13 protein-coding genes and 1 tRNA gene are annotated in these 13,817 nt (G+C 65.5%); 5 read left to right on the top strand and 9 right to left on the bottom strand.

Going from position 1 to position 13,817, the window contains the following annotated elements:
- Window positions 1-110: 110 nt before the first annotated feature.
- Both G6N33_RS22555 and G6N33_RS22550 read left to right on the top strand, forming a co-directional pair.
- Window positions 111-926, top strand: coding sequence for an oxygenase MpaB family protein (locus G6N33_RS22555; protein WP_044506644.1), 816 nt, complete (start codon window positions 111-113; stop codon window positions 924-926).
- 47 nt (window positions 927-973) lie between these two features.
- Entirely contained in the window at window positions 974-1,369 is a 396-nt protein-coding gene (locus G6N33_RS22550) for a VOC family protein (protein WP_044511993.1), read from the top strand.
- Window positions 1,370-1,373: 4 nt separating this feature from the next.
- Here the strand turns inward: G6N33_RS22550 and G6N33_RS22545 are convergent, their stop codons facing one another.
- Both G6N33_RS22545 and G6N33_RS22540 read right to left on the bottom strand, forming a co-directional pair.
- Window positions 1,374-2,486, bottom strand: a complete 1,113-nt coding sequence (locus tag G6N33_RS22545) for an epoxide hydrolase family protein (protein WP_044506646.1) — start codon at window positions 2,484-2,486, stop codon at window positions 1,374-1,376.
- A 56-nt stretch (window positions 2,487-2,542) separates the two neighbouring features.
- Window positions 2,543-3,400, bottom strand: coding sequence for a DUF732 domain-containing protein (locus G6N33_RS22540; protein ID WP_163771621.1), 858 nt, complete (start codon window positions 3,398-3,400; stop codon window positions 2,543-2,545).
- A 154-nt stretch (window positions 3,401-3,554) separates the two neighbouring features.
- Here G6N33_RS22540 and G6N33_RS22535 point away from each other — a divergent pair, with 154 nt between their 5' ends.
- A complete protein-coding gene (locus tag G6N33_RS22535) occupies window positions 3,555-3,896 on the top strand; it encodes a hypothetical protein (protein ID WP_155945886.1) in 342 nt (113 codons plus the stop codon).
- Window positions 3,897-4,026: 130 nt separating this feature from the next.
- On the opposite strand, the gene G6N33_RS22530 is transcribed toward G6N33_RS22535, so the two are convergent.
- Together G6N33_RS22530 and G6N33_RS22525 are read right to left on the bottom strand one after the other, a co-directional pair.
- Complete coding sequence (locus tag G6N33_RS22530) at window positions 4,027-5,592, bottom strand: sensor histidine kinase (RefSeq protein ID WP_331271331.1); 1,566 nt, start codon at window positions 5,590-5,592, stop codon at window positions 4,027-4,029.
- 57 nt (window positions 5,593-5,649) lie between these two features.
- Window positions 5,650-6,306 (bottom strand): response regulator, encoded by a 657-nt coding sequence (locus G6N33_RS22525; RefSeq protein WP_044506650.1) that lies wholly within the window; start codon window positions 6,304-6,306, stop codon window positions 5,650-5,652.
- 713 nt (window positions 6,307-7,019) lie between these two features.
- Here G6N33_RS22525 and G6N33_RS22520 point away from each other — a divergent pair.
- Window positions 7,020-8,342 carry a PPE family protein, SVP subgroup gene (locus tag G6N33_RS22520; protein ID WP_044506651.1) on the top strand — a complete coding sequence of 441 codons (1,323 nt, stop codon included), beginning with the start codon at window positions 7,020-7,022 and terminating at the stop codon, window positions 8,340-8,342.
- A gap of 192 nt (window positions 8,343-8,534) precedes the next feature.
- On the opposite strand, the gene G6N33_RS22515 is transcribed toward G6N33_RS22520, so the two are convergent.
- From G6N33_RS22515 to G6N33_RS22495, 5 genes are all read right to left on the bottom strand, one after another.
- A complete protein-coding gene (locus tag G6N33_RS22515; protein WP_049918955.1) occupies window positions 8,535-9,089 on the bottom strand; it encodes an alpha/beta fold hydrolase in 555 nt (184 codons plus the stop codon).
- A gap of 57 nt (window positions 9,090-9,146) precedes the next feature.
- A tRNA-Val gene (locus G6N33_RS22510) sits at window positions 9,147-9,221 on the bottom strand.
- Window positions 9,222-9,278: 57 nt separating this feature from the next.
- Complete coding sequence (locus G6N33_RS22505) at window positions 9,279-9,740, bottom strand: peroxiredoxin (RefSeq protein ID WP_044506653.1); 462 nt, start codon at window positions 9,738-9,740, stop codon at window positions 9,279-9,281.
- Window positions 9,740-10,162, bottom strand: coding sequence for a DUF3052 domain-containing protein (locus G6N33_RS22500; protein WP_044506655.1), 423 nt, complete (start codon window positions 10,160-10,162; stop codon window positions 9,740-9,742). Before G6N33_RS22500 ends, G6N33_RS22505 begins: the two co-directional genes overlap by 1 nt.
- Before the next feature lie 85 nt (window positions 10,163-10,247).
- Window positions 10,248-10,838 carry a hypothetical protein gene (locus tag G6N33_RS22495; protein WP_044511996.1) on the bottom strand — a complete coding sequence of 197 codons (591 nt, stop codon included), beginning with the start codon at window positions 10,836-10,838 and terminating at the stop codon, window positions 10,248-10,250.
- A 174-nt stretch (window positions 10,839-11,012) separates the two neighbouring features.
- Between G6N33_RS22495 and aceE the strand changes: the two genes are divergently transcribed.
- Entirely contained in the window at window positions 11,013-13,805 is a 2,793-nt protein-coding gene (aceE, locus tag G6N33_RS22490; RefSeq protein ID WP_044506657.1) for a pyruvate dehydrogenase (acetyl-transferring), homodimeric type, read from the top strand.
- Window positions 13,806-13,817 lie beyond the last annotated feature (12 nt).

The following is a 13,817-nucleotide window of genomic DNA, read 5'->3' as shown; positions in this document are numbered from 1 at the left end:
CGGAGGTATCGAGTGTGCCCATGGTTCTGCGACTGCCCACTTTTCCCGCGCAACTAACGTCTGAGCGGTCGATTCGTGGTCATACTCGATCCCATGGGGCAACAAGCGCGATGAAGCGGTCGGCAACTCGGGTCGCCGACCTGCTGAATGCCGCGTCACCACTGCTGCCTGCGGCGAACGTGATCATGCAGCTGTCCCTGCCGGGCGTGGGCTACGGCGTTTTGGAGAGCCCGGTGGACAGCGGCAACGTCTACAAGCACCCGTTCAAGCGGGCCCGGACTACCGGCACCTACCTCGCGGTCGCGACCATCGGGACCGAGGCGGATCGCACGATGATCCGCCAGGCGGTCGACGTCGTGCATCGCCAGGTGCGGTCCACGTCGTCCAGCCCGGTGTCCTACAACGCCTTTGACCCGAAACTGCAGCTGTGGGTGGCCGCGTGCCTGTACCGCTATTTCGTGGATCAGCACGAGTTTCTGCACGGACAGCTCGAGGAGGCCAGCGCCGACGCGGTCTATCGCGACGCCAAGCGGCTGGGCACCACCCTGCAGGTGCCCGAGCGTATGTGGCCGCCGGATCGGGTCGCCTTCGACGAGTATTGGAAGCGGTCGCTCGACGAGCTGCATATCGACCCACCGGTGCGTGAGCATCTGCGCGGCGTGGCCGCCATGGCGTTTCTGCCGTCGCCGTTGCGTACGCTGGTGGGTCCGTTCAATTTGTTTGCCACGACGGGCTTTCTGGCGCCCGAATTTCGGGCGATGATGCAACTGGGCTGGTCGCGGGGTCAGCAACGCCGGTTCGGCTGGTTGCTATCCGCATTGCGGCTGGCCGATCTGGTCATTCCACACCGCGTGTGGCTTGTTGGCTACCGGATGTATTTGTGGGACATGCGATTCCGGGCCCGTCGCGGCCGGCGGATCGTCTAGTCGGGTCTCCCGCCGCGCACCACTGCAGGCGCACTACCGTGGGCGGCATGCCTTTTCCTGCTCTCAATCATGTTGCGGTCACGGTGCGCGATCTCAAGGTCAGCGGCCCCTGGTATCGCGATCTCCTCGGCGACGATCCGGCCTTCGACGAACACACCGATGCCGGCTTTCGACACCAGGTGTGGTTCCTCGACGGCGGCACGATCTTCGGCATCCATCAGCACGACGAGCCGGCGCCCGACGAGAAATTCAGCGAACACCGCGTCGGCCTCGATCACGTCGGCTTCGGCTGCGCAAATCGCGCCGAGTTGGAGAGCTGGGTCAGACGGCTCGACGAACTGGGCATCGCGCACGGCGGTATCGTCGACGAGTCGTACGGCTCGGGTTTGAGTTTCCGTGACCCCGACGGCATCGCGCTGGAGTTCTTCGCCCCGCCCAGCTGAACGCTTAGCGCAGGGTGGCGAAGAAAGCGCGCATGTCCTCGACGAATAACTCGGGCTGCTCGAACGCGGCGAAATGCCCACCGCGCGGCATGTCGGTCCAATGCGTGATGTTGTAGCTGGCCTCGCACCATGACCGTGGCGACTTCAACAGCTCGCCGGGAAAAGCGGCTACGCCGGTAGGTACTTCGACGCGGCCGCCGCCACCCCAGACGTGGAAGCTCTCCCAGTACATGCGCGCCGACGATGCGGCGGTGTTGGTGACCCAGTACACCATCACGTTGTCCAGCAGCTCGTCTCTGCTGACCGCGTTCTCGGGGTGTCCGTCGCAATCGGCCCAGTCCCAGAACTTCTCGACGATCCAGGCCAGCTGGCCCACCGGTGAATCGGCCAGGCCGTAGCCCAGGGTCTGGGGTCGGGTGGACTGCTGCTTGGAATAACCAGTGCCCCACTTGCGGTGGTTGGCCATCGCGGCCAACGCCGCCTTCTCCTGTTCGGTCGGGTGGTCCAGGTTGCCCGGCAACCCGATGGGCATGTTCAGGTGAATGCCCGCGCAGTGGCCGCCGTTTCGACCGATTTGCGTGGTGACCGCCGCACCCCAGTCACCGCCTTGCGCGCCGTAGCGGTCGTAGCCGAGGCACCCCATGAGCTGCTCCCAGGCCTCGGCCGTCTTCTCCACGCCCCAGCCGGTGCGGCTGGGCTTGCCGGAGAAGCCGTAGCCGGGAAGCGACGGGCACACGACGTGGAAAGCGTCCTGGGCGCGTCCGGATGCCGGGTTCGTCAGCGGCTCAATCACCTTGTGGAACTCGACAATTGAGCCGGGCCAGCCGTGCGTGATGACCAGCGGGAAGGCGTCTTGGTGCGGAGATCGTTGGTGGATGAAATGGATGTCCAGCCCATCGATGTCGGTGATGAACTGGTCGAAGCGGTTCAGCGCGGCTTCACGCGGCCGCCACTCGTACTGGTTGGCCCAATAGTCGGCCAGCTCACGGGTGTACGCCAGGGGCATGCCCTGGCTCCAGTCATCGACAGTTTCGGATTCGGGCCATCGAGTGTGGGCGAGGCGCGACCGCAGATCGTCGAGGACATCGTCGGGAACGTCGATTCGAAACTGCTTCACGCACTCATCGTGCCGGCGAGCACGAATCGACCGTCAATCGCCCCGTCGGACTCGGGTCAGGGTGCGAGCTTGACGTATCCCGGTGCCTTGGGTGGCGTGCTCGGTGGTGGCGGCGGGGGCGGCGGCGCCGGCGCGGGTGGCGGGGGTAGCTGCTCAGGCGGCGCCGGCAGCTGCTCGGCCGGCTTGGGCGGCTGCTCGGCCGGCCTAGGCGCTGGTGCGGGTGCCTGCGCCGGCGCCGGGATCTGTTGCGGCCGCGGGGGTTCCTGTTGCGGCAGCGGTGGCCGCTGTGGTCGAGGCGGTTTCACGACGGGAAGCGGCGGTGCTTCCAGGTGCGCCACCGGTGGCGGTTCCGGAAGGTTCGGCGGCTTCGGGTCGGCTATCCCTGCGGGCGGCATCGCGCCGATCAGCGAGGTGAGCGCAGCGCCACCGGCGTGGAAACCCACCAGCCGGATGTCGGTAGCCGGCGGATGCGTCGGCGTAACCCAGCCCGCGGTGGGGGGGTCGGCGCGGGTGACGAGGCTATTGAGCTTCTCCCGGTTGTGTGGGCAGTATGCGCCCACCGCCGCTATGACGAACCGCGCTTCGGTGCGGGCGAGCCGGCCGGGCGCGATTTCGCGCTGGCTGGGATCGTTGGTCACCGCATAGTCGACCAACGCGTCCACCACGTGGTGCGCCGACATACCGCTGTCCAGCGCGTGACAGACCTGGTGTGCTGTGTCGACGAGGCTTGGCACGCCCTCCATGGCGGGGATGCCTTGATCAGCGAGCAGATCCAGAAAATGTTTGTCACCGTTGGGGTCGGCTGCTGCTGCGCCGGCGCCCAGCAGTGCGGGACCACTTAGCAACACAATGGCGGCAGCCGGAATGCCGACGTGGCCGGTAATGCCAGTCAATCTGGGGATGCCGGTGAACATGAGTGGACTTCCATTCTGCAAGAGTCCGTCCCGAACGGACTTCGAATAATCACCTATGCCCCAGGTGCCATCGCCTGCGGCTGTCATTAAGGCGCGCCGCGCAGAAACGCCTTCGCGCGACCGCCGGATCCGTCTCTCTGAGGAGACATCGGTAATGGGCGTCGTCCACGAAGACGCCGATGCCGCCGACCAAACGGAATGGATGTTCGAGGCAAACCTCGCCCACCCCAATATATTCCAGCGGCATGACGATGTGGGCAGCCATCGGACTGCCGTCGGTCAACGGCATATTGAGAGCGTACATCTATCGTTCGCTGTTTCGTTAGATAGAATTCACTTTAGGAATTTCTTTTTCGCATTGCGAAAACGTGTCATCGGCGCGCCTCATTCGGCGGGAGGGCCGCCATTCAATGACGATGCCGACTCCTCCGGACATCCCGAAACCGGCTACCCCGCCCCCTCGGGGCCGCCGTGGGGTCGAATCACTGTGGCCTGAGCCCGATCCGGTTGATCCTTGGCTTATGCGCGTCGTGCCGCCCACGTGCGCGAGGACGGCCCGAGAGGATGGGTGGCGACTAGGAACCGCACAATCGTGACGGGGAGCGTCTGCAGCTTGGCGCCGCAATTCAGGCGAGCTGACTTCCTACGTTGCCTTTGCCCAACTCTGACGTAGAGACGGGGATTGAGACGTGCAGTGCGGTACCGCCGCTGAACGGACTGACAACCTGCAGGTGTCCCCCGAGGGCTTCGACTCGGTCGGCCAAGCCGATGAGCCCGGACCCGTTGCGGCTGTCCGCGCCACCGACGCCATCGTCGCGTATTGAAAGCACGAGGTGCGACCCCGTGGTTGCGGCGTCGATATTGATGGCTGTGGCGTGCGCGTGACGGACCGCGTTAGTGATTGCCTCTGCAACAACGTAATACGCCACGACGCCGGCTGACTCCGAAATGTCTCCCTCGAGGCTCAGCTGAAGTGCGACCGGAATGGTGCAGCGGCGAGCGAGTACTTTCAGCGCCGGACCCAGCCCGCCTCGGGACAGGATCGCTGGATGGATCCCTCGGGCAAGTTCTCGCAGGTCATTCGATGCCTCGGCCAGACCAGCGACTGCCTCGCCGATTTGGCGCTTGACGGAACCGAGTTCGGATGGCACTTGGGCTTCGATGGACCGGAGTTGGAGTGTGAGCGACACCAGCCGCTGTTGGGCTCCGTCGTGCAAATCCCGCTCGATCCGGCGACGGGCCTGATCGGCTGCTGTGACAATGCGCGCGCGTGAGGCGCTCAGTGCGGCCCGCGCTTCAGCGTTGGCGATGGCGGTCGCGACGAGTTCGGTGAACTCACCGACCCGCTGCTCGGCGTCGGGGGGCAGCGGCTCGGTCGGGCCACAGCCGACAACCGCGACCCCCCACAGCCGGCCCTGGACGATGATCGGCGCGCCCGCACCGCCGCGTAACCCCAGGCGGCGGATAAGCGCTGCCACGTCGCCGCGGGCTGCTTCATGACTGTCCATGCGAGCGGGTTGACCAGCAGCGGCTACCATCGCGGCGATGTTTTCACCTTCCAGCTTCCAGCAACTTCCGATGGGCATCTGGTCCGTCTGCGTTGGATCGTTGCACGCGGCGAGAAGGGTTGCGGTGCCGTCCGTTTCGTAACGCCAAAGGGCTGCGTTGGCAACACCGAGTGATCTGGCCAGCTCGCGCGTGACAGCCGGGAAGATTTCGTCGGCGGGGACCCCACTGGCCACTAGTGTCGCAACCCGCCGCAGCGCTGCCTGCTGTTCGGCCAGAACCCGGAGCGCTTCACGGCTTGCCTCGGCTTCCTGTCTGCGCTCTTCGGCGGCGGCGGCACGCGCTCGTGCGGTGCGCGCCAAGGTTTGTGCCACAAGCCCGACCACGACAAAGACAAATAGCACGGCCCAGGACTGCGGCTGGATCAGCGCCACGCCATAGTCCGGCCAGCTCCTAAAGTCGTTGTAAGCGATGGCGCTCAGCACGGCTGTCAGCACCGCCAGTCCGGGGCCCCAGCGTGATGCGACGATCAGAATGCCGATCAGGTAGAGCACTCCGAAGGCGTTGTCAGGGACGAGCATTTTGAGTAGCAGCACCACCGCGGTCTCCGCCACCACGCAGCCGACTGCCATCGCGAGACCCAACCATTCAGGCGATGGTTTCCCGGACAGCAGCAGCGCTCCCAACCAGGCATCGGATCGATGCTCAGTTTTGGTCACTGCCACAGCTCACCCCCGGACCGATCAGCGTGCTTCGAGGAAGGTGATTACAGCACGAACGCGTCGGTGATCGTCGGAGGTTTCCTGTAGGTCCAACTTGCCCATGATGCTGCGAACATGTTTTTCGACCGTGCTCTCGGTCACCCATAGCCGTCGGGCGATGCCAACGTTTGAGCGACCCTCCGCCATGAGGGCAAGCACTTGCCTCTCTCGCGGGCTCAGCACTGCCAGCGGATCGTTCTGCTTGCGCGCGTCGACCAGCTCCTGGACAAGCGCTGGGTCGATGACGCACGCTCCGTCGGCGATGCGGGCAACGGTGTCGAGGAATTCACCGACATCTGTGACCCGGGTTTTCAGCAAGTAACCAGCACTGCGGCCGTTGACCAAAAGTTGCATCGCTTGTTCAACGTCGACGTGCGCCGACAGAATGACGAGCCCCACCGTGGGAACCTCTTGGCGAATGGTCATCGCGGCATCGAGGCCGTCGGTGGTGTAGGTGGGCGGCATCCGGATGTCGACGATGGCCAGGTCGGGCTTTTCGGCACGCACCACGTCAAGAAGGCTCGTGGCATCACCGACCCGACCGACGACGTTGTAGCCGGAGCCAGCCAGCAGGCTGGCCACTCCTTCCCGCAGTAAGACGTCGTCGTCTGCGACGACGACACGCACACCCGCCTGCACCTAGATAGCGCTCCTTTCGCGCCCCACGGTACCGACAGTAACGAGGTGTGCCCCACGCCCATTGCCAGCCAATACGGATCCGACTGATAGCGCGACCGTTAGCGTTGCTGGCGCAGCAAACCGGGACCGACGTGATCGACACCGGTTGTCGCTGCCCCCGTTAATTCCTTCCTGCGCTCAGTCGGAATATTCCGCACCTGGCGCTCTGGGTGCTAGCACCCACCCTTTAGGTACCGCTGCCTGATAGCAGCTGGCATGGATGCGCTCAGACGTCGGAATAAACCAACATGTGTGCAAGCGCCGACACACAACATTGCGACGCCGCGGAAGAGCAATGTATTTGCGCACTGGATGTTTGGTGTGGCGCGCCCACCCGGGCGACGTCTTGCTAACGGCATTGGCGCGCACAGCACGCTTTAAGCAAGACGCATGGAAAGGATGATTGCGAGCCATGAATTTCAGCCGGATCCCGCTCGCGTCGGTACCTATGCGGACGAATGTCACATCCCGGCCCGCGGTATGGACGCCAGACAGCGTGGCGCTTCGCGGCGGATTTATTGGTTGCGCAGCAAAACATCTCGCGCGTCTGGAGACAGGCCCTCGTCACTGACGAGAAATATTCGCCCGCCGATCATTCCGCGCAGAGTGCGGGCAGCGGTTTCCCGCGGCCAGTACGCGCCAGCACGTGCCATCAGTTAGGAGGTTGTCTCGCAATGGATTTTGGGATATTACCGCCGGAAGTAAATTCCGCGCGCATCTATGCAGGCCCCGGCTCGGAGCCGATGATGGCCGCCGCAGCGGCCTGGGACGAATTGGCCTCCGACTTGGACGCAGCGGCTTGTTCGTACGCGGCGACGATCTCGATGCTGACCAGTGGACCATGGTTGGGTCGGGCGTCGGCGTCGATGGCCGCCACAGCCGACGCCTACGTGGCGTGGATGAGTACTGCCGCCGCGCAGGCCCAGCAGACTGCCACCCAGGCCAAAGCGGCGGCCGCCGCCTACGAAGCAGCATTCGCAGCAACGGTTCCCCCGGCGGATATCGCGGCCAATCGTGCACTGCTGCGGGCCCAGGTGACGACGAACTTCCTAGGGCAGAACTCCGCTGCGATCGCGGCCACCGAGAGTCGCTACGCCGAAATGTGGGCCCAGGACGCGGTCGCGATGTATAACTATGCGGGCATGTCGGCGTCGGCAACAACCCTGACTCCGTTCACGCCACCGCCGCAAAGCGCCACCTTCACCGGGACGGGCGGCCAGGTCGCCGCCCTCACCGGGACGGGCGCCCAGGCCACCGCCGCAGCATCGGCGAGCGGAATCCTGCCGGCTTTGCAGAACTTGGGTCTGGTGTCGCCGTCGACCGCAATCGAACCCGCGAGTTTAGGTTTGGGACTTTCGGAGCTGAGCACGGCCTCAGGGGCGTGGGCATCCGCATCGGACGGCGACGGCCAGATCTTGACCCTTGCCCACGACATTCACAGTGACCTGGGCGCGTTCAGCGGTCAGATGGTCGGCATGGAGCACCGCGTGCTGAGCCATTTGAAGGGTTTAGCGGCAGTAACGCCGGCGGACGCGCCGAGTGTGGGCCGTGCGGTCTCGGTCGGGGCCTTGTCCGTGCCGCCGGCCTGGGCTGCCGCGGCGCCCACCTTCAGGCTGGCCGCGGCGACGTTGCCTCCCGCCGGCGTCGGCATTGCTCGCGCAACGCTATCCGCTGACCCCGCGAGCGTGATCGGTGAGATGTCACTGGCAAGCACCGCCGGGCGCCTGCTCGGCGGCGGTGTCAGCCCTGTCGGACGCGCGCGCACCGGAACAGCCGCTGCTGTGCACCCGGCAGGGCAGAGCGCGTCGTCGAGGGCCCGCAGCCTCGGGATCACCGCCGAGGTGTACGAACTCGCTGACCTGCTGCGTGAACTCGGCACACTTCGCGACCGCGGAATTCTGAACGACGAAGAATTCAGCGCACAGAAGCAGCGCCTCCTGGACCTTCGATCGTCGGGCCCGCAGGGTTGTGGCGAAGACCGGTCGTTCGGCGGCTAATCGTCCGAGCCACCAGCGCCGGATCGTCGACATCGGATTGGGACCGACGCCGGGCAGAACAGTCCACGTCGCGGCGGGCAGCAATTCGCGTGCCATCCGTCCGTATGGTTCGACCGGTACGAGTCGGTCAAATTCCGACCACGCCAAAGTGATTGGACACAGCAGCGGCTCGGGGGGCTCGGCCGCGTCATCTCAACCCGCCGCGTCCTCCATGATCGTGCAGGCCATCGCGTCTTCGAAGTACAGCTCGCGGGCTCGTTCAGCGCTGAGCCGATCGCCATGACACACGAACTGACGCAACATAAAGCGACGGCCCGCAGCCGTCTTAAGCAGGAGCGGTGCCACCGGGTTTAGTAGGCGAACCGTCACACCGCCGATGCGAATGAGTCGATGAACCCGGCGCGCGGCAGCACCGTGATTGTCCGACCAGAGTCCGCCCGGCGACAGCGCGCATACCGAGGCTGCGCGCCCTCGGCGGGCCAATTCGATCGCCACCGAGCCGCCGCCTGAATTTCCAACGCGATGGGGCCGATCCAGGCCGTGCGCATCAAGGTAAGCCTCCGCGGAGTCAACGATGTCGCGGGATGTCACCGGGCGACGCTGTGGCACCGGCCCGCCACGGTGCCCGACCAACGTCGGCGTGTCTAGTTCGTGATAGCCGGACAGCATGGGCTCGAGCTCCCGCCACACGCGCCCGGAACTCGTCGCGGGATGCAACAGGACCAGCGGCGACTTGTCAACGGTCACGGCGACAGTGTGGCACCGAACCTAGGAGAACACCCGGCTAATCCCCGACCAAAATTCTGGTGGGCGCGGACGGTATCGAACCGCCGACCGCTGGTGTGTAAAACCAGTGCTCTACCACTGAGCTACGCGCCCTCAAAACCAAACGGACCCGCCGCAGGCTACACGCCCGGCGGCCAGGACCCCAAACCGTCAGACTCGCACAGCCTCCAGCGCATCGGTCCACAGTTGCTGATCGCGAGCCTCCCCGGGCTCCTTCATCTCGGCGAAGCGGATGATCCCGGACCGGTCCACGACGAAGGTGCCGCGATTCGGATAGCCGGCGCCGTCATTGAACACGCCGAAGGCCTGACTGACCTGGCCGTGCGGCCAGAAATCCGAGAGCACCGGGAAGGTGAACCCGCTCTGGGCGGCCCACACCTTGTGCGTGGGCGGCGGGCCGACGGAGATCGCCAGGGCCACGCTGTTGTCGTTGTCGAAGCGCGGCAGCTGATCGCGCAGCTGGTCCAGCTCGCCCTGGCAGATCTTGGTGAACGCCAACGGGAAAAACACCAGCAGAACGTTCTTGTCGCCGCGAAAGCTGCTCAGCGTGATGGGCTGCTGGTTCTGGTCGCGCAGGGTGAAATCGGGAGCGGTCGTGCCGACCCGCAGCATCAACGCTTCCCGGCGCGCGACTTCGGCTGCACCAGGCGGCTGGCGCTCCAATCCCCCAGGTTGACCGACGAGGTCGGCATCAGGCCGGCGGTCGGTGCCGCCTCGGCGATTTCGGCGGGCAAGACGTGGCCGGGCTTGCCGGTCTTGGGCGTCAACACCCAAATCACGCCGTCTTCGGCGAGCGGACTGATGGCATCCATCAGCGTGTCGACCAAGTCGCCGTCGCCGTCGCGCCACCACAGCAAGACGACGTCGACCACCTCGTCGGTGTCTTCGTCGAGTAGCTCGGAGCCGCAGGCTTCCTCAACCGCGGCGCGAATGTTGTCGTCGGTGTCCTCGTCCCACCCGAACTCCTGGACTACCTGGTCTCGTTGGACGCCCAGTTTGCGAGCGTAGTTCGAGGCGTCATCCGCCGCGACCACCGTGGAGCCTCCTTAACAGCACAACCGTCGCGCCATGCGATTGGGGATTATCGTCGCACAGCCAGAACCCCGTCGACACTCCGCCTCAGAAGGACGCCAGACACAATTTGAGCGCCTTGGTCTTGGTGTCGTTGAGCTGATCGACCCGCCGGTTGAATTCGCCGGTCCCCGCGTGCGTGCCGATCGCGTTCGCTACCCCGTGCGCCGCGTCGATGTAGGCGTTGAATGCGTCCTTGAGCTGCGCGGACAGAGCGTCGTTGAAGCTGTTGCTCACCGTCGAGGCGCTGTTGTTCAGCGCGTCGATGGCCGGCCCCTCGAACGGGCCGGTGCTGCGGCCAGCGTTGAACGCCCCGACGTAGGCATTCACCTTGTCGATCGCTTCCTTGCTGGTGGTGGCCAGCGAGTCGCAGCTGCCACGCACCGCCTTGGTCGTCAGGGACTGTTGGCGCTGGGATTCACGAATGCTCGACGTCGCGATCGAGGCGGACACCGACGACGACACCGACTGCCGGTAGGCCGGCGCGACCTTCGTGTCGGGCTTCGCGGTGCCGTTGGTGACGGTGGTACATCCGACGATGCCCATCAGTACGGCCGCAGTGCACCCGAGCGCCAGCGCGCCCCGCTTGGGCAGCTTCCCCCCGTGCGTGCGAGGGACGACTCTCCATCCGATGAGCACAGGTTGTGACGTTACCGGGTGCCGGTTGCTGACGCCCTGCACTCATCGACGTTGCGTGTCGGCAGGTGAACCTTCGTAGTCAGGACGGGTTGCGCCTACCCGCCCGAGGCGCCGGTACGGCACGATAGAAAGACCAACACCCACAGGCCCTACCGCCGACAACAGGAGCGGAAGTTGACGACCGAGTTCGCCCGCCACGATCTGGCTAAAACCCCAAGCAATGGAAGCGAACCCGATCGCGTCCGCGTTATCCGCGAGGGCGTGGCGTCGTACCTGCCCGACATCGATCCCGAGGAAACCTCGGAGTGGTTGGAGTCCTTCGACGACCTGCTCGAGCGGTCGGGGCCGGCACGCGCTCGGTACCTGATGTTGCGGTTGCTAGAACGCGCCGGCGAACAGCGGGTGGCCATCCCGGCGCTGACGTCGACCGATTACGTCAACACCATCCCCACCGAGTTGGAGCCGTGGTTCCCCGGCGACGAGGATGTCGAACGCCGCTACCGAGCCTGGATCAGATGGAACGCCGCCATCATGGTGCATCGCGCCCAACGTCCGGGAATCGGTGTGGGCGGCCACATTTCGACGTATGCGTCGTCGGCGGCGCTCTATGAGGTCGGCTTCAACCACTTCTTCCGGGGCAAGACGCATCCGGGCGGCGGCGACCAGGTCTTCATCCAGGGCCACGCCTCCCCCGGCATCTACGCACGCGCCTTCCTGGAAGGGCGGCTGTCCGCCGACCAGCTCGACGGCTTCCGCCAGGAGCACAGCCACCCCGGCGGGGGGTTGCCGTCCTACCCGCATCCCCGGCTGATGCACAACTTCTGGGAATTCCCGACGGTGTCGATGGGCCTGGGCCCGATGAACGCGATCTACCAGGCTCGGTTCAACCACTACCTGCACGACCGCGGCATCAAGGACACCTCGGATCAGCACGTATGGGCGTTCCTCGGCGACGGCGAGATGGACGAGCCGGAGAGCCGCGGACTGATCCAGGTGGCTGCCAACGAGGCGCTGGACAACCTGACCTTCGTGATCAACTGCAATCTGCAGCGTCTCGACGGCCCGGTGCGCGGCAACGGCAAGATCATCCAGGAGCTGGAGTCGTTCTTCCGCGGCGCCGGCTGGAACGTCATCAAGGTGGTCTGGGGCCGCGAGTGGGACGCGCTGCTGCACGCCGACCGCGACGGCGCACTGGTGAACCTGATGAACACCACGCCCGACGGTGACTACCAGACGTATAAGGCCAATGACGGCGCCTACGTCCGCGATCACTTCTTCGGCCGCGACCCGCGCACCAAGGCACTGGTCGAGCCCATGACCGACTCCGAGATCTGGAACCTCAAACGCGGCGGGCACGACTACCGCAAGGTCTATGCCGCCTACCGCGCCGCCGTCGACCACAAGGGCCAGCCGACGGTCGTCCTCGCCAAGACCATCAAGGGCTACTCGTTGGGCGCCCACTTCCAGGGCCGTAACGCCACCCATCAGATGAAAAAGCTTGCGCTGCAAGACCTCAAAGACTTCCGCGACGCCATGCGGATCCCGGTCAGTGACGCCCAGCTGGAAGAGGACGCCTACCTGCCGCCGTATTACCACCCTGGTCCGGACGCCCCGGAGATCCGCTACATGCTGGATCGGCGCCGCACCCTCGGCGGTTTCGTGCCCGAGCGTCGCACCAAGACCAGGGCGCTCAAGCAGCCTGCGCGTGAGATCTATGCCCCGCTGAAGAAGGGATCGGGGAACCAGGAAGTCGCCACCACGATGGCGATCGTGCGCACCTTCAAGGAAGTGTTGCGGGACAAGGAAATCGGTCCGCGGATCGTGCCGATCATTCCCGACGAGGCCCGCACCTTCGGGATGGACTCGTGGTTCCCGTCGTTGAAGATCTACAACCGCAACGGCCAGCTCTACACCGCCGTCGACGCCGAATTGATGTTGGCGTACAAGGAAAGTGAAGTCGGCCAGATACTGCACGAGGGCATCAACGAGGCGGGCTCGACGGCGTCGTTCACTGCGGCGGGCACCTCGTACGCGACGCACAACGAGCCGATGATCCCGATCTACATCTTCTATTCGATGTTCGGGTTCCAGCGCACCGGCGACAGCCTGTGGGCCGCGGCCGACCAGATGGCCCGCGGCTTCGTGCTGGGCGCCACCGCGGGCCGCACCACCCTGACCGGCGAGGGGCTGCAGCACGCCGACGGGCACTCGCTGCTGCTGGCCGCCACCAATCCCGCCGTGATCTCCTACGACCCGGCGTTCGCGTTCGAAATCGCCTACATCGTCGAGAGCGGTCTGGCCCGGATGTTCGGCGAGAACCCGGAGAACGTGTACTTCTACATCACGGTGTACAACGAGCCGTACGTGCAGCCGCCGGAGCCGGAGAACTTCGATCCCGACGGCCTGCTGCGCGGCATGTATCGGTTCCGCACGGCCACCGAGCAGCGCACCAACAAAGCGCAGATCCTGGCCTCCGGCATCGCGGTGCCGGCGGCGTTGAAGGCGGCCGAGATGCTGGCCGCCGAGTGGGACGTCGCCGCCGATGTGTGGTCGGTGACGAGTTGGAGCGAACTCAACCGCGATGGGGTCGCCGCCCAGCGCGAACAGCTGCGCCACCCCGATCGGCCCGTCACCCCGCCGTACGTCGCCCAGGCGCTGGCGGGCATCGAGGGCCCGGTAATCGCGGTGTCGGACTGGATGCGTGCAGTGCCCGAGCTGATCCGGCCGTGGGTGCCGACCAGCTACGTCACACTGGGGACCGATGGCTTCGGCTTCTCCGACACCCGGCCCGCGGCCCGGCGCTACTTCAACACCGACGCCGAGTCCCAGGTGGTAGCTGTGCTGGAGGCGCTGGCGCGCGATGGCGAGATCGACCCATCGGTGCCGGTCGCGGCGGCACGCCAGTACAAGATCGACGACGTGCTGGCCGCCCCGAAGCAGACCTCCGATCCCGGTCCGGGGGCGTGACGGCGCTGCCCA

Origin of the sequence: Mycobacterium simiae (genome assembly GCF_010727605.1) — a bacterium.
Classification (GTDB): domain Bacteria; phylum Actinomycetota; class Actinomycetes; order Mycobacteriales; family Mycobacteriaceae; genus Mycobacterium; species Mycobacterium simiae.
The sequence above is the reverse complement of the archived record's forward strand: the minus strand, read 5'-3'. Positions and strand labels throughout refer to the sequence as shown.

Excerpts from the sequence above, each read along its gene's own strand:
- G6N33_RS22555 (WP_044506644.1), top strand. The coding sequence starts at position 111 with ATGAAGCGGTCGGCAACTCGGGTCGCCGACCTGCTGAATGCCGCGTCA.
- G6N33_RS22550 (WP_044511993.1), top strand. The coding sequence starts at position 974 with ATGCCTTTTCCTGCTCTCAATCATGTTGCGGTCACGGTGCGCGATCTC.
- G6N33_RS22540 (WP_163771621.1), bottom strand. The coding sequence starts at position 3,400 with ATGTTCACCGGCATCCCCAGATTGACTGGCATTACCGGCCACGTCGGC.
- G6N33_RS22535 (WP_155945886.1), top strand. The coding sequence starts at position 3,555 with ATGGGCGTCGTCCACGAAGACGCCGATGCCGCCGACCAAACGGAATGG.
- G6N33_RS22520 (WP_044506651.1), top strand. The coding sequence starts at position 7,020 with ATGGATTTTGGGATATTACCGCCGGAAGTAAATTCCGCGCGCATCTAT.
- G6N33_RS22505 (WP_044506653.1), bottom strand. The coding sequence starts at position 9,740 with ATGCTGCGGGTCGGCACGACCGCTCCCGATTTCACCCTGCGCGACCAG.